This window comes from Arsenophonus sp. ENCA, assembly GCF_002287155.1.
GTDB classification, from domain to species: Bacteria; Pseudomonadota; Gammaproteobacteria; order Enterobacterales; family Enterobacteriaceae; genus Arsenophonus; species Arsenophonus nilaparvatae.
The window spans coordinates 1-21,116 of sequence record NZ_NHNG01000484.1 but is presented as its reverse complement, the minus strand read 5'-3'; the positions used below and the strand labels follow the sequence as shown (position 1 = coordinate 21,116).

The following is a 21,116-nucleotide window of genomic DNA, read 5'->3' as shown; positions in this document are numbered from 1 at the left end:
AAAAACAAGAAAATAAAATAATCTCGGGCATCCGTATTACGGTTGAACACGCCATCGCGGGTATCAAGCGCTTCGGTTGTATGACCCAAATTTTACGGAATCGTAGACCCTTTATTGATGATACCTTTTTACTCCTTAGTGCCGGTCTTTGGAATTTCCATCTCAGAACAGCCTAAAATTTACTTCAATCACCGAAATACCCTTATTTCACTATTAAGCAACACGCTTTAAGTTAAACCTCTTTTTATTCTCAATAGCGTGACAAAAAATGCAAGTCTCTATTCAGCAACTAGTTTATCATCTGTACGGTAAACTCCCATCTGATATTTCTCCTCAATTTTTAGAGATGAACATGATGGCAAATTAGAAGAAGTAAAAAAATGTGCGGATTTAACGACGCTTACTTTGATTTAACTCCCTATTATGGCTTTGAAGAAGATATTATACACTGGCACAAAATTGCCCAGTCTCTATGTTTACCTTATGGAAAAGAAATTTATTCCAACTATAAAAAATGGTGTGATCGCTATTTTTTTATCAAACATCGCAATGAGCCACGCGGGGTTGGCGGTATTTTCTTTGATGATTTAAACCAACCCGATTTTACTACCTGCTTTCACTTTGCTCAGGATATTGGCAACGGTTTTCTTAAGGCATATTTACCTATTGTTGAAAAAAGAAAACTGACAGCTTGGGGTGAACGCGAGCGCCAATTTCAATTATACCGCCGAGGACGTTATGCAGAATTTAATCTGGTATGCGATCGTGGAACCCTGTTCGGGCTGCAGATTGGCGGTAGAACAGAATCAATTTTAATGTCCCTACCACCACTAGCACGCTGGGAATATAACTACCATCCTAAGTCCAATTCAGAGGAAGAAAAACTTTATAATCATTTTTTAATCGAAAAAGAGTGGGTATAAATATTATCAGCACACTTATTTTTAAGTGTGCAATTTTTTATTAACGTTTTTTAAGATGAGCAATTAAACGTTTACGCTTGCGTTGCTGCGTTGGTGTCAATTTATTTTTCTTGCCGGCATAAGGATTAGCGCCTTCTTTAAATTGAATACGAATCGGCGTCCCCATAACCTGTAATGTGCGACGAAAATAGTTCATTAAATAACGTTTGTAAGAATCGGGTAATTCAGCAACTTGATTGCCATGGATGACCACAATCGGTGGATTATAACCGCCGGCATGAGCATATTTCATTTTTACTCTGCGACCTCGTATCATGGGTGACTGATGTTCTTCTTCTGCCATCTTCATAATACGTGTTAATAAGGCTGTACTTACTCGCCGTGTTGCCGATTCATAAGCTTCATGGATAGACTCAAATAGATTACCAACACCACTACCATGCAACGCTGAAATAAAATGCACTTTGGCGAAATCAATAAAACCTAATCGCAAATCCAGCATATCTTTAACCGATTGACGATCCTCTTGCGACATGCCATCCCACTTATTGACTACAATCACCAGAGAACGCCCTGCATTCAAAATAAAGCCTAGTAATGATAAATCTTGATCAGAAATACCTTCTCTGGCATCAATAACCAGTAAAACAACATTAGCATCTTCAATTGATTGCAACGTTTTGATCACCGAAAATTTTTCGACCGTTTCAGTTATTTTTCCGCGCTTACGCACACCCGCTGTATCAATCAGTATATATTCACATCCATCCCGTTCCATCGGGATATAAATGCTATCCCGCGTTGTACCTGGCATATCATAAACAACTACTCGATCTTCGCCCAAAATACGGTTAGTTAAGGTTGATTTACCAACATTTGGTCGACCAACAATCGCTAACTTAATCGGTAATGAACGCGGATCAAAGGCTTCTTCTTCACTATTATTATCAAGCGCCTCTTTCTCCTCCTGAGCAAGCCAATAAGCTGCATTAGCCTCCTCTGGCGACAATTCAATATCATTGGCTGATTTTTGCGGCGAATAGGGAGAAACCACTTTTTCAATCAGTTGAGTAACACCACGTCCATGAGATGCGGCAATAGGATAAATATCCTTGATCCCAAGTGCATAAAAATCACCTAAAACTGTATCAATATCCAAACCATCAGTTTTATTTGCTACCAGGTAACTATCCTTTTTGCGACTACGCAAATGTTTCGCAATCTCATAATCTGCCGGCATCAATCCTGAACGAGCATCAACCATAAAAAAAACAATATCAGCTTCTTCAATCGCTAGTAAGGATTGAGAAGCCATATGGGTTTCTATCCCCTCTTCTGAACCATCGATACCACCGGTATCAATAATAATGAATTCCTGTCCTGCAAACTCTGCTGTGCCGTATTTTCGGTCACGGGTTAAACCAGGAAAATCAGCAACCAGCGCATCCCTAGTTCGAGTTAATCGGTTAAATAAGGTAGATTTTCCTACATTCGGACGCCCTACTAGCGCAATGACAGGTATCATTTTTAAGATGCCTCATAAAAATTAAAATCGGTATTCTGATTCCAATCTTCAGAATACTAAAAAATAAAACGGCTGCGGAAATCAGCAGCCGTTAATTCTATCTGGAAAATAAGAAAATGTCAGGCAATTAACGTTCAATCAGATATACAGTTCCATCTTTTGCCTGAATAAGCAATTTATCACTGGCAATAATCGGACGGCTGCGTAAGCCCGAACTATCAACTTTATTTTGTGCCACAAATTGACCATCTTGGGTATCTAACCAATGAAGATAACCTTCACCATCGCCAACTACTAAATAACCATCATAAATAGCCGGTGCGGTCAAATTGCGATGTAATAAAGCATCTTGTGTCCATAAAGTGACACCATCATTTTTACGAATGGCCAGCACACGATCATTTTGATCAACTAAGTAGATAATATCATTGGCGACAATAATATCATTCACCGTGCCTAGATCACGCTTCCAGATAATTTGGCTAGAGCGCATATCCATTGCAACTAAATCACCATTATACGCAATAGCAAAGATAGCGCCTGAATTAGTATCAATAACCGGCGTCATATTAACATCATGCAAACGATCAATTTCCGTTGCACCACGGATCTGAGAAATATATTGTTGCCAGGCAATCTGCCCTTGAGCAAGCATTATGGCACTAATACGACCACCATCACTACCAACAATCGCGACGCCATAAGCAGTAGATGGCGCTGACTTTCCTCTTACTGATAATGTCGAGGTGTCTAAATTAATACTCCATTTACTTTGTCCAGTCTGTGCATCTAACGCTTGTAACACACCGTTACTGGTATGGATCAATACCAAACCGTCACTCACTACTGGCTGCGAAAGTGCTTCTCCGGCAACATCTGTTTCCCATGCCATTTCTCTATCGGCTTTATTCAATGCGATAACTTTGCCAGTTTCTGTCCCTATATAAAGCTTATCTCCTGAAACCGTTAATCCGCTGGAAAGTAAGGCCGGCAAATTAGCCGTGAAAAAACCAACATGCTCTGATAAATCAATTGACCATAATATCTCACTTGAATCAACATCCATTGCTTTCACCGTTCCTTTACGATCGGCGGCATAAACAACAGAATCATCGTAAGCCGGTGAAAGTTGAGAATAATATTTTCCACTACCATCCCCTATCGAGCGATGCCAGATGATAGAAGGGGTAAATTGATTGTCAACCTCAGGTAAAGGAGACATCACGATAGAATTTTTTTCCGTTGAGCATCCCATTAATAAAGCCATTGCAAACAAACCAACCAAGAGCGTTCTAGCCAATTGCATGTTAGTATTCCTCTTAGTTTGGCAAGCTATTAATTTTTATTTTTAATATTGTCTTCATCATTTCAGCTCCACCTGATTCAATTCCTTTAGAATAAGCTGCACGAGCGCCAGCAACATCACCTTTTTTCAATAATATATCGCCACGAATATCTTCAACAATCGTACTCCATCCTTTATCCTGTACTTGAGTCAAAGTAATCAGTGCTTGATCTGTCTTGTTCAAAGTTAACTGTACGCGTGCCAATCTGACATTGATCAAATCTTTAAGATCATCTAATTTTGCTACTGCTAATGCCTTTAGTAATGCTTTTTCTGCACCAGCAATATCACTCTTTTCCACCGCAATTTTGGCAAGTTCAATATTGGTCAATACACCATAAATATTGTTTGTTTCATTAGCAAATTGTTCGCCAGCAGCCAGTGCTTGTTTTGAACCTGTCTGCAATTGAGATGAAATTTGCGCAAAGGCTTGAGCACTTTCTTGCAAACGATTTGCCTGATGTGATTGCCAATAATTCCAACCAATAATCGCGCCAACTCCGACAGCTAACCCAATTACTAACGCTTTGCCATTGTTAACAAAAAAGCGTTTAATAGCATCTACCTGCTCGTTTTCAGTGGTATAGACTTCCACAGAGTCTCCTTTAACCTAAAAGTTCAACCAAACGTACAGCAACATTCTGCTGAGAAATTTTTTCCTGTTCGCCGGTACGCAAATCTTTTATTGTGACTTCATCCGATTGACACTCATCTTCACCTAAAATTAGGGCAATTTTCGCCTGGTGTTTATCTGCGCGAGCTAACTGTTTTTTAAAGTTACCTCCACCATGATGAGTCATTAATTTCAAAGCTGGCAATTTATCGCGAATTTTTTCCGCCAGGACTAATATTGCCTGTTGACTTGCCTCACCACAAGCAACCAAATAAACATCAACTAAGGCACAGTCAGCAACAAAACCTGGATTAAGCTGTTGCACCAATAACACCATGCGCTCCATTCCCATCGCAAAACCTACCGCGGTGGTCGCCCGCCCGCCGAGCTGCTCGACCAGACCATCATAGCGGCCACCGGCGCATACCGTACCCTGCGCACCTAATGCATCAGTAACCCACTCAAATACAGTACGATTATAATAATCTAAACCACGAACTAAACGTTGATTAATTCGATATTGAACGCCTGCTGCATCAAGTAATTTACAAAGTCCGGCAAGATGTTGTTTCGAGTCATCATCAAGATAATCAGCAAGTAATGGCGCATCATTAAGCAATTTTTGCACGTCAGGATTTTTTGAATCAAGGATGCGTAACGGATTAGTCAACAGTCGACGTCGGCAATCTTCGTCCAATTTATCTTCATACTGTTGCAAAAAAGTGACTAATGCCTGACGATATTTTGCACGCGCTGCTAATGGACCAATCGAGTTTAATTCCAGTGAAACATGGTTAGCGATCCCCAATTCTCGCCACCAACGTGCTGTCATCATTATAAGTTCGGCATCAATATCGGGCCCGGCTAAACCAAAAACTTCAGCACCTAACTGATGGAATTGGCGATAACGTCCTTTCTGTGGCCGCTCATAACGAAACATCGGGCCTAAATACCAGAGACGTTGTTGCTGATTATACAATAAACCATGTTCGATCCCAGCGCGTACACAACCAGCTGTATTCTCTGGACGCAGTGTCAAACTGTCACCATCCCGGTCATCAAAGGTATACATCTCTTTCTCAACAACATCAGTGACCTCACCTATTGAGCGAGAAAATAATGAGGTTTGCTCTACGATGGGAGTTCGAATCTCACTAAAACCATAACTAGCAAGGATTTGTTTTAATTTGTTTTCAATTTTTTGCCAGAATTGAATATCGGCAGGAAGACAGTCATTCATACCGCGAATAGATTGAATGTTTTTAGCCACGTTATTTCTCTATTTAAAAATCTACCATAATATGGATTATAAAAGTGAATATTAACAGGGTGCAATCCATAAACAAAATCGGCTCATTACTTTATGAGCCAATATGATTAAATTATTTATCTAATTGTTCAATATCAATCCGCCGATTTTCATCCAACATAACGGCCTTTGCCCGAATTTTAGCTTCCAACTGTTCGATCATATCAACATTGTCTAAACGTTCTTTTTGACGAACTCCGTCTTCATAAAATCCGCTCTTTGCTCTTGCCCCTGTGACGCCAAGGGTAGAAACCTCGGCTTCACCAGGACCATTAACAACACAACCAATAATTGAAACGTCCATCGGAGTAATAATATCTTCTAACCGTTCTTCTAATGCATTAACGGTACCAATGACATCAAACTCTTGACGTGAGCAGGTTGGACAAGCAATAAAATTAATACCTCGCGAGCGAATACGCAGAGATTTCAAAATATCAAAACCAACTTTAACTTCTTCAACCGGATCAGCGGCTAATGAAATCCGTAATGTATCACCAATCCCCTCAGACAATAACATTCCCAATCCGATAGCAGATTTCACCGAACCGGCTCGGGCTCCACCCGCTTCAGTAATACCTAAATGTAAAGGTTGATTAATTTTATCAGCCAGTAAACGGTATGCACCTACAGCCAAAAAAACATCTGAAGCTTTAACGCTAATTTTAAACTGATCAAAATTCAATCTATCTAATATATCCACATGACGCATAGCCGATTCTACTAACGCTGCTGGCGTGGGTTCCCCATATTTTTCTTGAATATCTTTTTCTAATGAACCACCATTAACGCCGATCCGAATAGGAATATTTTTATCACGTGCACAGTCAACAACCTGACGAATACGTTCTTCATTACCAATATTACCTGGATTGATACGTAAACAATCCACACCATATTCAGCTACTTTTAGTGCAATACGATAATCAAAATGGATATCAGCAATCACAGGAACATTAACTTGTTGCTTAATAAGTTTAAATGCTTCTGCTGCATCCATTGTAGGCACAGAAACACGCACAATATCAACGCCCACGCGTTCTAAAGATTTAATCTGTTTAACTGTCGCTTCAACATCCGTTGTCCGCGTATTTGTCATAGATTGTACTGTGATGGGTGCACCATCACCAACGGGAACATTTCCTACATAAATGCGCGTTGATTTACGCCTTTTTATTGGTGATTGATTATGCATATTACTCTCCTTCAACATCCATGTTTAATAAGTTGCGCTATTTCTATAATTGAAGCCATCGAATTGACGATGGCTTCTTATTTGTTCACAATTTATCATTATTTATAGATATTGTCTTACAATATTCATTTACAATCCAGGCAATTTAAACTTGGCTGGACGATTAGCTTTAATAAAGCGATTTAGATCAACGGAATTACCTTTGAATAACAGATTAACATTGGCGGGTATACCAATATTAAATTGATAAGGAAGTTCACCATTTAATTCAAGTTTCTGGCCTGCATTTTTAATACCACTAAATAAAATCTTACCCTTAGCATCCCGAACTTCTAACCAGCACTCCCCTTTAAAGTTCATCACAACTCCATCACCAGATTCTATATTAGCAGCATCAATATCCGCAGAAGCCTCTGCTGCTCTATCTCGTTCTGGATTACTATTATTATTCATACTACCTGGTAATGGTACTGTTTTTACTTCTGCTGGATTTACTGACTCGATATTAGCATTTATATCACTATTTTTTTGTGTTTCAGAAGTTAATGGCGTTTTAGGAGCTGGTGATACGACATTATCAGCTATCGATGAGGTTACCGGCTGTACATTAGTTTCTGTCGACGATGCATTTAAATTATTTTGTTCAGTCTCTGCTGCTTCACTAGGAGTAGAAGAAGCTGGATCTGCCGGCATTTGAGCAGTATTCGAGCGATTCTGTTCAGCCATCGTGGTAATTTCTTGTTTTTGTACTTTATAACCCTGCCACCACCAAATACCTACCATAGCAATACAAATAATGATAATTAGCCAGGTAAATTTCATTAACCAGCCTTCGCGTTTTTTACGGGTTTTTCCTAGAGAATAACTCTTCATAGGAGAAACTAAAGCTGCTTTTGCTGGTGTATGTTTATCCAATAATTCAAGAATTTCTTTTTCTGGAATTTTCATTAATTTTGCATAAGAACGAATGTAGCCACGTAAGAAAGTAGGATCAACATTATGGGAATTGCTGTCTTCTTCTATCTCACGTACTGTGCATACTTTTAAGCAAAGTCGCTCGGCAACGATTTCTCGGGAAAGACCAAGCGTTTCCCGTGCCTGTAATAAACGTTGGCCAACGGTGATTTCTGTTTTTTCTGTTTTAGGTTTGCTATTCATTCGCGGAAATATTGGTCTTTTTTGAGTTTTAACATCATGAAGGCTTTTAAAAAACTTCATCTATAAGTTAATAAAAAACCTTCATACCGATAATATTTCTTATTTTATTTTTGAAATATTTTGACAATTCAGCCCACTACTGCGTTCTTCCTCTTTTCTCAATTTAATTATCTCCTCAGATATGTTTTCAGAGCATAAAAAGTTTAAATAATAATATCGCATACTTGTATTATTGATTGCTGATGAACGAATTGCCACTTTAAAATATTTTAATGCTAAAGCTGGTTGTTTTTGCTGACGCATAATGACCGCCATGCCTAAATTTGCTATCCCATTTTTTGGCTCTGCCAGCATTATCTTCTTAAAATGATAAGATGCTGCTGGATAATTCCCTGCTGATAAATAAGCAATGCCTAGCTGTGTCCGTGTCACAATCGCAATATCAACGTCTTTATTAATACTAGTACATCCTATTAATAAACCCACTAACAATAGAATATTAATGATAGATATCCTTATCATATCACTCTCGTTTGTTTATATCGCTGGTAATAAAAGGAATTATGATATCTAATTCCCTTTATTTATATAATTAATATTCAGACTGCTTTTACTATAATTGGTTCACCAACAAGCTGTTTTTTCAATGTTCGTTTTGTTCGATCAATAACATTACCCGCTAATTGACCACAGGCCGCATCAATATCATCACCACGTGTTTTACGCACAATAGTAGTATAACCATATTTCATCAATACTTTTGCAAAACGATCAATACGGCTATTAGAACTGCGGCTGTAAGGCGCACCAGGAAATGGATTCCAAGGAATTAAATTAATTTTGCTAGGCGTATGCTTAAGACATTCAGCGAGCTGATGAGCATGTTCAATACTATCATTCACACCATTTAGCATCACATACTCAACAGTAACACGTCCCTGATTTGCATTTGATTTAGTGAGATAACGCCGAACACTAGCCAGGAAGGTTTCAATATTGTATTTTTTATTAATAGGTACAATCTGGTCACGAATTTCATCAGTCGGAGCATGCAAGGAAATTGCCAAAGCAACATCGATCATACCACCCAATTTATCAAGCGCAGGCACAACACCAGACGTCGATAAAGTCACCCGTCGTTTTGACAATCCAAAGCCAAAATCATCCATCATAATTTCCATTGCGGGAATAACATTGTTTAGATTTAATAGGGGCTCTCCCATTCCCATCATCACAACATTGGTAATTGGCCGCCGGCCACTAGATTTCAAAGAGCCGATGACTTTAGCAGCCCGCCACACCTGGCCTATGATTTCTGCAACGCGTAAGTTACGATTGAAACCTTGTTGAGCGGTTGAACAAAACTTACATTCAAGGGCACAGCCAACTTGAGAAGAGACACAAAGTGTCGCTCGATCATCTTCAGGAATATAGACTGTTTCGACTTGTTGCTCACCTACCGTGATTGCCCATTTGATAGTGCCATCAGCAGAGCGCTGCTCTTGCGCAATTTCAGGCGCCCGAATTTCTGCAACTGCTTTTAATTTAGTCCGCAACACCTTATTGATATCAGTCATCAAATCAAAATCATCATAACAGTGCTGATAAATCCATTTCATTACCTGATCAGCTCGAAATGGTTTTTCGCCCATGTCACTAAAAAATTGCCGCATCTGTTTACGATCCATATCCAACAAATTAATTTTTGTTGATTTGGTAACAGGAGAAAAAGAGGGCACACACTGCGCTGTTGTTTTAGATTGAAACATTTTTATTGCCTCGTTATTACACTTTTCGGCGAAAACTGTAGATTTTTAATAATTAACTATATTTATTGGCTTTAAATCTTATTTTAATAGCTTTATATGCCATAACCTTGTCAATAAATCACTTAACAAGGCATGGTATTTTACAAACTTTATTAATATTTTGCTAATAATATCCTATTTCTGTTTGTTAACGCGGACAAATTTCGTCATCAGTAAAGAAAAAAGCAATTTCTCGCTCTGCTGACGCGACAGAATCTGAACCATGGACTGCATTTTCGGTAAAACTATCAGCATAATCAGCACGTAATGTCCCTGGCAATGCCTTTGCAGGATCCGTTGCACCCATCAAATCACGATAACGCTGTATAGCATCGTTACTCGCTAAAACTTGCAACATTATGGGGCCTGAGGTCATAAACTCGACTAATCCAGCAAAAAAAGGCTTACCTTTATGCTCAGCATAAAATCCAGCTGCCTGTTCTTCGCTTAAATGCACCATTTTAGCAGCAATAATTTCGAATCCAGCTTGCTCAAACCGGCCATAAATCGCACCAATAACATTTTTCTTAACTGCATTTGGCTTAATAATAGAAAACGTGCGTTGTATCGTCATTAGAAATCCTCTTAGCTGTTATTTTTCATCAGGATATTTTTGCCTTGCATCCATTCTGCCTGCCAAGAAAAAGATTTGTCATCATTTTATTAAGGCAAAATAGCTAGCTATTATAAATATTGGCAATTCAATTGCCCACTTAACGATAAATTTTGTTAATTTTTTTTATACAATTTTTTTATTTCTTTAGCTTAAATCACATTTTTATAAAACTTAAAACACCAGACATAATCACAAACAATAATCTGCCCAATTCTCTTTAGGATTTAGGCATAAACAAATTTAAATATAAAAAAAAGCGGGGTATAAATAAGGGAATAATGGGTGACATAAGTTAACAATTTTTAACAGCAATGGTGCTGCGCAACCAGCCCCCTATTTTACGTTGATAAAATGGCTGCGTATGGCGCACAATAAAATGATCGATACCTGTACTATTCGGTTGCAAAAAATAAAAATCAACTGACTGATTATCTTCCAGATAATCAAGCACCATGCTTCCTAGCTGAGGAATTAATAGTTGCCCTTCTTTTTCATAGCCAATATTAATTTCTAAAGCAATAAGCATAACCGACGCTTCTACTGCAGTATCATCCTCAGCTTGCAGTAAAAAAGCACGGCGTATGATTTTATGTTGTTGGAAAAATTGACATAGCACATTGATTAATTGTCGCGGCATAGTTTCAGGTATGCGCAATTTAATGACACTACCGCCTGGCACCGTAATGGTAGTCATCAGCGCGGTTTGATTGATTTTATCAGCTGCCATTTTAGCTTCTTTCCTAACTAATACTCTTTTGCTAACTAATTATTTACCCGGGAAAATAATATTTCTGGGTAAATAATCATACCAAATAACCGCTATTTTGCTTTTTTTAGCAATAGACTAGCAATCGTTCTGAGGCCAATGCCAGTCGCACCTTCCGCCCATAAATTCACGGCAGATTTACGATAAGCCGCCGAACAATCGATATGTAACCACCCTTTATGATAATTTTCAACAAAATGAGATAAGAAAGCAGCAGCGGTGCTGGCGCCCGCAGTATGAGAAGGTGATGCAATATTATTGAGATCAGCAAATCCAGAAGGTAATTGGCGGCGATGAAATTCAGCTAAAGGTAATCGCCAAAAGAGTTCATTCTCCATTTCTGCTGCTGACATCAATTCAGCCACCAATTTGTCATCAAAACTCAATACCGATTGATAATCGTTACCTACCGCAATTTTAGCAGCGCCAGTTAACGTAGCAGCATCAATAATTAATGCTGGTTTTTCTTTGCAAGCATCGATCAATCCATCTGCTAAAACCAGTCTTCCTTCCGCATCGGTATTCATAATTTCAACAGATTTGCCGTTACGGTAGCGAATAATATCACCTAATTTAAAGGCATTACCACTAACCATATTATCGGCAATGCAGAGAAAAAGTTTTACTCGTTGTTTTAAACCTCGGCTTATTGCTAAGGCTAACGCTCCAGTTAGCATAGCTGCCCCACCCATATCGGCTTTCATTGAATTCATTGATGAAGATGGCTTTATGCTATAACCACCAGAATCAAACGTAATTCCCTTTCCTACTAAACAAGCAAATACCGGTGCTTTTAAATTGCCAGTTGGATTATAATCCAGCACTAGTAATGCGGGTGGACGGCTTGAGCCACGGCCTACAGTATAAATTCCACTATATTTCTGTTTGGCTAACTCTTCACCCTGGATGATACGGTAGTTAATATTATCTTTTACTGTTTCACATAATAAATCAGCGCTACGCTGGGCCAGCTGTTCAGGCGATAATTCTTCAGCCGGTGCGTTAATAATATCGCGTACCCAATCAATAATTCGGATGCGATACTGTAGCTCTTTTTTTTCATTTTCAGATAAATTTGGCCATTCAATCGAACGCGCTCCCTTAGGTGCTCTGAAACCTTGCCAAAATGCCCAACTTTTTTCCAAGTCCCAGTCATTACCTGCTAACAGCACATGATGAATGCCTTGACTGTCCAATCTACGACCAGCACTCTGGATAGCACACAGTTTTGCTTGTGGCTTCAGATGAATGACTATCCCTTGTTCACTAGAACTGATTAATGCATTCTTTCCCCAACAAGGCGCCGCTGCTTGATAAGATAGCGAGACTTGCATGATCTGCTTTTCCATTCCCTCTTCCCACCTTAGTTTGTCATATTGTGTTTATGGAATAATTGATAAATATAAGATATTAATCATAGAGGTTATCATGAGTTAATACATTGCACGATGAGTGATAGCAATAAAAAAGCTGGCAATTCCCAGCTTTATATGTAATTGATTGATTCAATCAGTCATTATTGATACTCATCAAGCCATATTAATAGAATGGCTTCTAGGATCTTTTCATTTGAAGCTTGCGGATTGTCATTAAAATCGTCTAATTGGCAAATCCATTGATGCATATCGGTAAAACGAACCGTTTGCGGATCAATATCAGGATATTTATCATAAAGTGCCTCTGCAATTGCACGGCTATCAGTCCACTTTAAACTCACCATCCCCTCCTGCAATTAAATATAAGGATCAATGCTCTCTGGCATGATTGATCGTATATCTAGGAATTTCTATTACCAGATCTTCGTTGGTCACAATAGCCTGACAACTTAAGCGGCTTTCAGGCTCTAACCCCCATGCTTTATCTAGCGTATCATCCTCTAGCTCAGAACTTTCTTCCAGTGAATCAAAACCTTCACGAACAATACAGTGGCATGTGGTACAAGCACAAGATTTTTCACAAGCATGTTCAATATCAATACCACTACGTAAGGCAGCATTAAGAATTGATTCACCTTTCTCGACTTCCACAACCGCCCCATCAGGGCATAACTCTTTATGCGGTAAAAAAATTATTTTGGGCATTATTATATCTCGTCCACAGAATGACCTGATAATGCCTGACGAATAGAGATATCCATCCGTCTGGCAGCGAAATTCTGTGTTTGCTTATCCAGTTGTTTAATTGCATTTTCAATCGCAACAGGGGAGGAGCTTTCCTGTGTGCAGTTAACTAATTTATTTACAGCATTATCAATTGCTGTTTTTTCTTCTTTATTCAATAAATGCGCATCTTGTTTTAATGCAGCCATTAAACTTTCTATTACCCGAGCCGCTTCAACTTTCTGCTCAGCAAGACTACGCTCTACCATATCATCTTGAGCATTAGTGATTGAATCAGTGATCATATTGGCAATTTCTTCATCGGTTAAACCATATGAAGGTTTAACTTGAATCGAAGAACAAACACCGGTTGACTTTTCTACTGCGCTGACACTCAATAATCCATCTGCATCTATTTGAAAAACGACCCGAATATGCGCTCCGCCGGCAGCTAGTGGCGGTATTCCACGTAGGGTAAAACGCGCTAACGAACGACAATCATTAACCATTTCACGTTCTCCTTGGACAATATGAAATGTCATGGCTGTTTGCCCATCTTTGAAGGTAGTAAATTCCTGTGCCTTAGCGATAGGCAGTGTCGTATTGCGTGGGATCACTTTTTCAACCAGGCTCCCCATGGTTTCTAAGCCAAGCGACAAAGGAGTAACATCCAGTAGCAATATTTCACTATCAGGTTTATTACCAACTAAAATATCTGCCTGAATAGCCGCCCCAATAGCAACAACTTTATCCGGATCAATTGAAGTTAATGGTGTAAGGCCAAAAAATTCTTCAACCATAGAGACCACCAACGGTACACGTGTCGAACCACCCACCATGACGACCTGCAAAACATCATCAATATCAAACGCTGCATCTTTCAATGCGCGACGACAAGTTAATAAAGTGCGTTTGATCAATGGCCGAATTAATGTGTTTAGCTGCTCTCTTGACAAAACCCCTCGCCAACCATTGATTTCAATCTCAGTATGGCTACAATTCGTTAATGCTATTTTAGCCTGGCTGGCTATATTTAAAATCTGTCGCTGTAGGCGATGATCTTGGCGATCACTAATACCCGCTTGTTGGTATATCCAATCCACCAGCAGATGATCAAAATCATCACCGCCTAATGCCGTGTCTCCACCTGTTGCTAAGACTTCAAATACGCCACGCTGTAACCTAAGAATGGAAATATCAAAAGTACCACCACCCAAATCATAAACCGCGATGATACCCTCTTGTTGTGAATCTAAACCATAGGCAATAGCAGCCGCAGTGGGTTCATTCAATAAACGTAATACCTGTAATCCGGCCAACCGCGCCGCATCTTTAGTTCCTTGACGTTGCGCATCATCAAAATAAGCAGGCACAGTGATCACTACACCTTCTAATCTACCATTCAATGTTTCTTCTGCCCGCTGCACCAACGACTTTAATATCTCAGAAGAAACTTGAATAGGATCAACTTGCCCTATGGCTGTCTGGAACAGCGGTAAGCCATTTTTACTTGCTGTCAATTGGTAGGGCAAATTAGGATAACGTTGCTGGATCTCAGCCAGTGAGCGACCCAATAAGCGCTTAGCTGAAATAATGGTATTAGCCGGATCTAGTTCTACTTTTGCTTGCGCTTGCTTACCTACTGTAATAGCCGTTGGTTGATAACTAACTATTGAGGGTAGCAATTCATATCCTGCTGGATCAGGCAGTGTTTCCGCTTTTCCGCTGCGAACCGTTGCAATCAACGAATTTGTGGTACCTAAATCAATACCAGCGGCTAAACGGTGCTGATGTGGCATCGACGACATGCCCGGCTCACTAATTTGTAATAATGCCATAAAATTTACTCTAAAAACGATTGAATAAGCGCTCTTCCAATTGTTCAACTTGTTGCTGCAACTTATCAAGAAAACGAAGTTTCCGAACAGTATCAGCTGCATTTATCCACTGTTCACTATTTAGTTGTTTTTCCATTTCCTGTAAGTAGCTTTTTGTTGTTTTAACTAAACTAGAGGAAAACAAGGCTAATGCATCTTCTGCTTGAACACTGGTTTCGATACATTCCAATTCTTCACGTAGCGCAAGCTGATCCATTAAAAAAGCCTTATCATGCATAGTATATTGCTCATTATTGATATCAATATCATATAAAGTGAGCATATATTCAGCACGTTTCAAAGGGTGTTTTAAGGCTTGATAAGCAGCATTAATTGTCGCAGCCTGTTGCAGTGCAGATACTTTGTCGCTTTCAGATTGGTTAGCAAAGCGATCAGGATGATACCGGCGCTGTAATCCCTGATAACGGTAAGTTAATTGCTCAAGATCAATAGAATATGAAAATGTCAGACCGAAAAGGGTAAAATAATCCATAAATGCTCTAAGTTGAAAATATTAGATAGACGGTTAAAAAATTTAACACGTCGTCTATTTAGTTTTAGACTTAACAAATAATAAATAAATTCTCATACGTTAAAGCTTTCACCGCAGCCACACTCATTTTTGCTGCTAGGATTGTTAAACTTAAAACCTTCATTAAGACCTTCTTTAACAAAATCCAATTCTGTCCCATTGAGATAAACCATGCTTTTACCATCAACGATAACTTTTACGCCTTTGTCTTCAAATACTGTATCGTCTTCATTGATGATATCAACAAATTCAAGCATATAAGCCATGCCTGAGCAGCCAGAAGTCCTAACGCCTAAACGTAATCCTTCACCTTTTCCTCGGTTATGTAAGAAAGTCAGAATACGCTCTGCAGCATTTTCTGTTAGAGAAATTGGCATACAACACCTCTCAATCAAAACCAGTGCAGGCGGATACTATAAACAAAAATAAAATAGCATCACGCCTAAAAGGGATTTTTATATTAATTAATTATTTGCTTTGCCGTTTATTTTTATAGTCTGCAATGGCGGCTTTAATCGCATCTTCTGCCAAAATAGAACAGTGAATTTTAACCGGAGGCAGCTCTAATTCTTCTGCAATAGCCGTATTTTTGATAGTCTCCGCTTCATCCAGTGTCTTGCCTTTCATCCATTCCGTTACCAATGAACTAGAAGCAATGGCCGAACCACAACCATAAGTTTTAAAACGCGCATCTTCGATGATGCCTGCGTCATTAACTTTGATCTGAAGCTTCATGACATCACCGCATGCAGGTGCCCCTACCATCCCACTGCCCACCATTGGATCATCATTATCAAACGAACCTACGTTACGTGGATTTTCATAATGATCAATTACTTTCTCACTATATGCCATATTGTAAACTCCTTAATCCGTCTATTAATGATGAGCCCATTCAATGCTATTAAGATCGACACCCTGCTTATACATCTCCCATAGCGGAGAAAGATCACGCAGCCGACCTATCGCATTATGGATTAGCTGGATGGCATAATCGATTTCTTCTTCTGTGGTGAATCGACCAAAGGAGAAACGAATTGAGCTATGAGCTAACTCATCATTCATTCCCAATGCCCTTAGTACATATGAAGGTTCGAGGCTTGCCGATGTACACGCGGAACCTGATGAGACAGCCAAATCTTTGAGTGCCATCATCAATGATTCACCTTCTACATAGTTAAAACTGACATTCAGAATATGAGGTGCGCCATTTACCAGGGAGCCATTAAGATAAACTTCTTCAATATTCTTAATGCCGTTCCATAAACGTTGGCGTAAGACATTTAATCTATCAGACTCTACCGCCATTTCTGCTTTAGCAATCCGATAAGCTTCGCCCATTCCTACAATTTGATGGACAGGTAATGTTCCTGAGCGCATGCCTCGTTCATGACCACCACCATGTTGTTGGGCTTCAAGTCGAATACGGGGTTTACGACGCACATAAAGTGCACCTATTCCCATTGGTCCATACAGTTTATGTGCTGAGAAAGACATTAAATCAACTTTTAGTTTACTCAAATCAATCGGTAATTTACCGACCGCTTGGGTAGCATCAACATGAAAAAAAACTTTTCGATTGCGGCAAAGTTCGCCAATAGAGGCAATATCTTGAATGATTCCAATCTCATTATTGACATGCATGATAGAAACCAAAATTGTATCATCACGCATAGCCGCTTCAAGTTCATGTAAATCAATAAGACCACTATTTTGTGGTGAAAGGTAAGTCACTTCAAAACCTTCACGCTCAAGTTGACGGCAAGTATCCAAAACCGCTTTATGCTCGGTTTTACTGGTAATGATATGTTTACCTTTTTTCTGATAGAAATTGGCAACACCTTTCACTGCCAGGTTATCTGATTCAGTCGCTCCTGAAGTAAAAACAATCTCACGCGGATCCGCATTGACTAATTCAGCAATCTGATTTCGCGCAATATCAACAGCTTCTTCAGCCCGCCAGCCAAAACCATGAGAGCGCGATGATGGATTACCAAAATTGCCATCCATTGTCATACACTGGATCATTTTTTCAGCAACACGAGGATCAACCGGTGTAGTCGCCGAGTAGTCTAAATAAATCGGTAGTTTCATTAACTCACTAGCTCCATAAGACGAAAAACGTCTCAAAATTTTATCACTTTGCAATTATTCTATTTTGTAGAACCGTGCAATTTATGCTCGTATATTAATAATGGGTTCGGATTGATGAGTCGCTCTCACATGGTGTTTATCGTTATCTTGACGATCAGCAACTTCTTGTACTTCTTGATTATTGACCAATTCTTCTAAGCTAATATTACTAAGAAAACCGGTAATACGGTCACTTAAATCACGCCACAATGCATGGGTCAAACAACGCTCTCCACCTTGACATCCTTCTTTTCTTCCTTGACAACGAGTGGCATCAACAGACTCATCAACAGCAGAAATCACTTGAGCGATAAAAATATTTTTCGCTTCCCGACCTAATAAATATCCGCCGCCAGGGCCACGAACACTGGAAATCAGTTCGTTTTTGCGAAGTCGAGAAAAAAGTTGCTCAAGATAAGAAAGAGAAATGCCTTGACGTTCCGATATATCAGCCAATGGCACAGGCCCTGTCTTTGAATGCAATGCCACATCCAGCATGGCTGTTACTGCATAGCGTCCTTTAGATGTGAGTCTCATAATATATCCCCATAGTTAAATGTGACAAAAATTGTGTCATTCCTGAGTGTTTTAGTCAACTATTTAACCCAGTAATTTACTCAACTATTATTTATGCCATTTTTCAATTGATGTGAGAATACCACGCAAAATATGGAGTTCCTGCACTTCGGGACGCGCTCGAGTAAATAAACGTCGCAATTTATTCATGATTTGCACAGGGTGACGCTTTCTGATAAATCCAGATACATTGAGCACTGCTTCAAGATGGTTATAAAATCGTTCTATATCCTCAAATGGCGGATATTGTACCCTATCTTCATTATCTACCGAGGGTTTTTTTTCATTTATTGCTAGGTATGCCATACGAATTTCATAACTGATCAATTGAACAGCCATTGCTAAATTGAGTGAACCATATTCAGGGTTGGTTGGAATATGAAGATGATATTGGCATCTCTGTAGTTCTTCATTTGTTAAACCAACTCGTTCGCGGCCAAAAATGATAGCCACCGGAGAATTTATTGCCTGGCGGACAGTTTTTTCGCCACATTCGCGAGGCGTTACCTGTGGCCATGATAACGTACGATCGCGCACACTCGTTCCAATTACCAGACTGCATCCAAGCAAAGCTTGATCTAATGTTTTCACGATAGTCGCTTGACCAATAACATCACTGGCGCCAGCTGATAATGCAATAGCCTGTGCATCCGGCAATATGAGTGGATTAACCAAATACAAATTAGTTAGTCCCATCGTTTTCATCGCACGGGCAGTTGATCCCATATTTCCGGTATGCGAGGTTTCAACCAAAATAATGCGAATATTTTCTAGCATGATTGTCTTTATTTGGTGTTAATAATCAGGCTATTCTACCACAATCATAGTCATGTTGACGAATCTCTGTTATACTGCCGAACTTGCTTAAACCTTGTTCTTTAACATTCCAGTGGAAATAACCCATGCATCCAATGCTAACTATTGCTATACGGGCAGCTCGCCAAGCAGGTAACTTTATTGCTAAAAGCTATGAAAAACCTGACTCTATCGAAATAATGGCAAAAGGCCAAAATGATTTCGTGACCAATATTGATAAAAAAGCAGAACAAATTATTATTGAAGTCATTCAAAAATCTTATCCTACTCATACCATTATTACCGAAGAGAGTGGTCAAATACTTGGTGAAAAAAATGATATTCAGTGGGTTATTGATCCTTTGGATGGCACAACCAATTTCACTAAACGCTTACCCCATTTTGCCGTCTCCATCGCAGTACGTATTAACGGTCGTACAGAAATCGCCGCTATTTATAATCCTATGCTTAATGAGCTATTTACTGCGGTACGTGGGCAAGGTGCACAATTAAACGGTTACCGCCTTCGTCTTAAAAATAATAATGAATTAGAAGGGGCAATTATTGCCACGGGTTTTCCTTTCAAAGCGAAACAACATTCAGCTACGTATATTAATATTGTCGCTAAACTATTTAAAAAATGCGCCGATTTTCGCCGCACAGGTTCAGCGGCTTTGGACTTAGCTTATGTTGCTGCTGATCGTGTCGATGGCTTTTTTGAGATTGGCTTAAAACCGTGGGATTTTATGGCTGGAGAACTATTCGTGCGTGAAGCCGGTGGAATTGTAACCGACTTCGTTGGCGGACATAATTATCTCACCTCTGGCAATCTGCTAGCTGGCAGTCCACGGATAGTGAAAAAAATGGTGCTAGAAATGCAGACCGAGTTAAGCGATCCATTGAAATGTTAAACAATGCGCTTAAAAAGCAATAGTCAAAGTTATATTGAGTCAATAATGTCTTGATGGCGTAACTTTGTCATTTACTAATTGGTGAAGGCTGCAAATGGTAAAAATTCACCATGGCTTTAATTAGTTAAATAAACCCGCTGAATATTTTCAATATTTACTCTTGTTGTCGGTGCTTTATTGCTTAATTGGATATAAAACCCCTATTCCTTTTCAGGCATTAGTTACCGTCTTGAAAGTCAACCTTAAACACTAAAAATAACCCATGGTTATATTCCGCTTCCTCGTCCGTTCGCTTGCTCTCGGACTCCGGTGAGCGGATAGAGTTAGCTTAGAGGAGGTTTTGTCGCTTAAAGCCAAAACTGAGTTTGCGTTATCATCTGTAAATCGATTTTAAGCCACCTAAGAAGCCCGTAGCGCCATTTTCTCTATGTAAGACATGAAAACGTACCAACTAAAATTTAAAATGCCTTAAAATCGATTTTATGAATCGAAAATTTGGCGGGCGTAGTTTTGGTCATAAGCTAGACCCGTCTTTAATACTCCGAAGCACAAGTGAACTAGTTTTCTCATTGCGGCACCTAGAGCTGACATTTTTGACTTACCTCTTGCTAATAGACGATCATACACACGAGTTTCGCACAAAACTAATTTGGGTACGCTAATAAAACACGGATGTGCTCAGCAATAGCATTTTTGATTACGTCCCAATTTTGTTGATAAAGGGTTATTTTTTCAGATATACGACGTTTATGTTGTTCAAACCACGCAGAAATAGCGAGAAAAATATGATTTCTTTGCGCTCGGCTCGTGCGAGCCTGACAGCGTTCAATACCACAATTTTGTTTAACTTCTCGATGATAAACTTCAACAGACCAACGGGCATCCATGATAGATTTGACGTATTCACGGGTGGGATTCTCTTTGTTTGTTACTAT

General features: G+C 39.3%; 23 protein-coding genes and 2 pseudogenes. 3 read left to right on the top strand and 22 right to left on the bottom strand.

Features of this window, described 5'->3' with window-relative positions:
• The first annotated feature begins 17 nt into the window (after window positions 1-17).
• Both CBG25_RS21445 and CBG25_RS12800 read left to right on the top strand, forming a co-directional pair.
• Complete coding sequence (locus CBG25_RS21445; RefSeq protein ID WP_366212646.1) at window positions 18-176, top strand: hypothetical protein; 159 nt, start codon at window positions 18-20, stop codon at window positions 174-176.
• Window positions 177-404: 228 nt separating this feature from the next.
• Window positions 405-923: pseudogene (locus tag CBG25_RS12800) on the top strand (coproporphyrinogen III oxidase); the annotation flags it as partial.
• A 40-nt stretch (window positions 924-963) separates the two neighbouring features.
• Here CBG25_RS12800 and der read toward each other — a convergent pair.
• The 20 genes from der to trmJ form a co-directional block, all read right to left on the bottom strand.
• On the bottom strand, window positions 964-2,448 hold the full coding sequence (gene der / locus CBG25_RS12795; RefSeq protein ID WP_290607076.1) for a ribosome biogenesis GTPase Der: 1,485 nt from the start codon (window positions 2,446-2,448) through the stop codon (window positions 964-966).
• A gap of 127 nt (window positions 2,449-2,575) precedes the next feature.
• Complete coding sequence (bamB, locus tag CBG25_RS12790) at window positions 2,576-3,754, bottom strand: outer membrane protein assembly factor BamB (protein WP_290607075.1); 1,179 nt, start codon at window positions 3,752-3,754, stop codon at window positions 2,576-2,578.
• A 13-nt stretch (window positions 3,755-3,767) separates the two neighbouring features.
• Window positions 3,768-4,388 carry a YfgM family protein gene (locus tag CBG25_RS12785; protein WP_290607074.1) on the bottom strand — a complete coding sequence of 207 codons (621 nt, stop codon included), beginning with the start codon at window positions 4,386-4,388 and terminating at the stop codon, window positions 3,768-3,770.
• Between the two features lie 10 nt (window positions 4,389-4,398).
• The gene (hisS, locus tag CBG25_RS12780; protein ID WP_290607072.1) at window positions 4,399-5,676 is read right to left on the bottom strand and encodes a histidine--tRNA ligase; all 1,278 of its coding nucleotides are present in this window, start codon (window positions 5,674-5,676) and stop codon (window positions 4,399-4,401) included.
• Window positions 5,677-5,788: 112 nt separating this feature from the next.
• Window positions 5,789-6,910, bottom strand: a complete 1,122-nt coding sequence (gene ispG / locus CBG25_RS12775; protein ID WP_290607070.1) for a flavodoxin-dependent (E)-4-hydroxy-3-methylbut-2-enyl-diphosphate synthase — start codon at window positions 6,908-6,910, stop codon at window positions 5,789-5,791.
• Window positions 6,911-7,039: 129 nt separating this feature from the next.
• Window positions 7,040-8,128, bottom strand: a complete 1,089-nt coding sequence (gene rodZ / locus CBG25_RS12770; protein WP_366212781.1) for a cytoskeleton protein RodZ — start codon at window positions 8,126-8,128, stop codon at window positions 7,040-7,042.
• 39 nt (window positions 8,129-8,167) lie between these two features.
• Window positions 8,168-8,590 (bottom strand): fimbrial assembly protein, encoded by a 423-nt coding sequence (locus CBG25_RS12765; RefSeq protein WP_290607068.1) that lies wholly within the window; start codon window positions 8,588-8,590, stop codon window positions 8,168-8,170.
• Between the two features lie 77 nt (window positions 8,591-8,667).
• Window positions 8,668-9,837: a bifunctional tRNA (adenosine(37)-C2)-methyltransferase TrmG/ribosomal RNA large subunit methyltransferase RlmN gene (locus CBG25_RS12760; RefSeq protein ID WP_290607066.1), complete on the bottom strand. Its 1,170-nt coding sequence runs from the start codon at window positions 9,835-9,837 to the stop codon at window positions 8,668-8,670.
• 187 nt (window positions 9,838-10,024) lie between these two features.
• The gene (gene ndk / locus CBG25_RS12755; RefSeq protein WP_119711527.1) at window positions 10,025-10,450 is read right to left on the bottom strand and encodes a nucleoside-diphosphate kinase; all 426 of its coding nucleotides are present in this window, start codon (window positions 10,448-10,450) and stop codon (window positions 10,025-10,027) included.
• A gap of 334 nt (window positions 10,451-10,784) precedes the next feature.
• Window positions 10,785-11,219, bottom strand: coding sequence for an enhanced serine sensitivity protein SseB C-terminal domain-containing protein (locus tag CBG25_RS12750; protein ID WP_290607063.1), 435 nt, complete (start codon window positions 11,217-11,219; stop codon window positions 10,785-10,787).
• A gap of 92 nt (window positions 11,220-11,311) precedes the next feature.
• Window positions 11,312-12,607 carry an aminopeptidase PepB gene (pepB, locus tag CBG25_RS12745; RefSeq protein ID WP_290607062.1) on the bottom strand — a complete coding sequence of 432 codons (1,296 nt, stop codon included), beginning with the start codon at window positions 12,605-12,607 and terminating at the stop codon, window positions 11,312-11,314.
• Window positions 12,608-12,774: 167 nt separating this feature from the next.
• Window positions 12,775-12,975 (bottom strand): Fe-S cluster assembly protein IscX, encoded by a 201-nt coding sequence (gene iscX, locus CBG25_RS12740; protein ID WP_290607061.1) that lies wholly within the window; start codon window positions 12,973-12,975, stop codon window positions 12,775-12,777.
• A 28-nt stretch (window positions 12,976-13,003) separates the two neighbouring features.
• On the bottom strand, window positions 13,004-13,339 hold the full coding sequence (fdx, locus tag CBG25_RS12735) for an ISC system 2Fe-2S type ferredoxin (RefSeq protein ID WP_290607060.1): 336 nt from the start codon (window positions 13,337-13,339) through the stop codon (window positions 13,004-13,006).
• Window positions 13,340-13,341: 2 nt separating this feature from the next.
• Window positions 13,342-15,195 carry a Fe-S protein assembly chaperone HscA gene (hscA, locus tag CBG25_RS12730; protein WP_290607058.1) on the bottom strand — a complete coding sequence of 618 codons (1,854 nt, stop codon included), beginning with the start codon at window positions 15,193-15,195 and terminating at the stop codon, window positions 13,342-13,344.
• Between the two features lie 10 nt (window positions 15,196-15,205).
• The gene (gene hscB / locus CBG25_RS12725) at window positions 15,206-15,727 is read right to left on the bottom strand and encodes a co-chaperone HscB (protein WP_290607056.1); all 522 of its coding nucleotides are present in this window, start codon (window positions 15,725-15,727) and stop codon (window positions 15,206-15,208) included.
• A 92-nt stretch (window positions 15,728-15,819) separates the two neighbouring features.
• The gene (iscA, locus tag CBG25_RS12720) at window positions 15,820-16,143 is read right to left on the bottom strand and encodes an iron-sulfur cluster assembly protein IscA (RefSeq protein ID WP_290607054.1); all 324 of its coding nucleotides are present in this window, start codon (window positions 16,141-16,143) and stop codon (window positions 15,820-15,822) included.
• Between the two features lie 91 nt (window positions 16,144-16,234).
• Window positions 16,235-16,621 (bottom strand): Fe-S cluster assembly scaffold IscU, encoded by a 387-nt coding sequence (iscU, locus tag CBG25_RS12715; RefSeq protein WP_180560302.1) that lies wholly within the window; start codon window positions 16,619-16,621, stop codon window positions 16,235-16,237.
• A 24-nt stretch (window positions 16,622-16,645) separates the two neighbouring features.
• Window positions 16,646-17,860 carry an IscS subfamily cysteine desulfurase gene (locus CBG25_RS12710; protein ID WP_290607050.1) on the bottom strand — a complete coding sequence of 405 codons (1,215 nt, stop codon included), beginning with the start codon at window positions 17,858-17,860 and terminating at the stop codon, window positions 16,646-16,648.
• Window positions 17,861-17,941: 81 nt separating this feature from the next.
• Window positions 17,942-18,436: a Fe-S cluster assembly transcriptional regulator IscR gene (iscR, locus tag CBG25_RS12705; protein ID WP_290607048.1), complete on the bottom strand. Its 495-nt coding sequence runs from the start codon at window positions 18,434-18,436 to the stop codon at window positions 17,942-17,944.
• 87 nt (window positions 18,437-18,523) lie between these two features.
• Window positions 18,524-19,252: a tRNA (cytosine(32)/uridine(32)-2'-O)-methyltransferase TrmJ gene (trmJ, locus tag CBG25_RS12700; protein ID WP_290607046.1), complete on the bottom strand. Its 729-nt coding sequence runs from the start codon at window positions 19,250-19,252 to the stop codon at window positions 18,524-18,526.
• 125 nt (window positions 19,253-19,377) lie between these two features.
• Here trmJ and suhB point away from each other — a divergent pair, with 125 nt between their 5' ends.
• The gene (suhB, locus tag CBG25_RS12695; RefSeq protein WP_290607045.1) at window positions 19,378-20,181 is read left to right on the top strand and encodes an inositol-1-monophosphatase; all 804 of its coding nucleotides are present in this window, start codon (window positions 19,378-19,380) and stop codon (window positions 20,179-20,181) included.
• 480 nt (window positions 20,182-20,661) lie between these two features.
• Here the strand turns inward: suhB and CBG25_RS12690 are convergent.
• Both CBG25_RS12690 and CBG25_RS12685 read right to left on the bottom strand, forming a co-directional pair.
• Window positions 20,662-20,808 (bottom strand): annotated as a pseudogene (locus CBG25_RS12690) (IS110 family transposase); the annotation flags it as partial.
• A 17-nt stretch (window positions 20,809-20,825) separates the two neighbouring features.
• On the bottom strand, window positions 20,826-21,116 hold a 291-nt coding region (locus CBG25_RS12685; RefSeq protein WP_290603789.1), incomplete at its 5' end, for a transposase.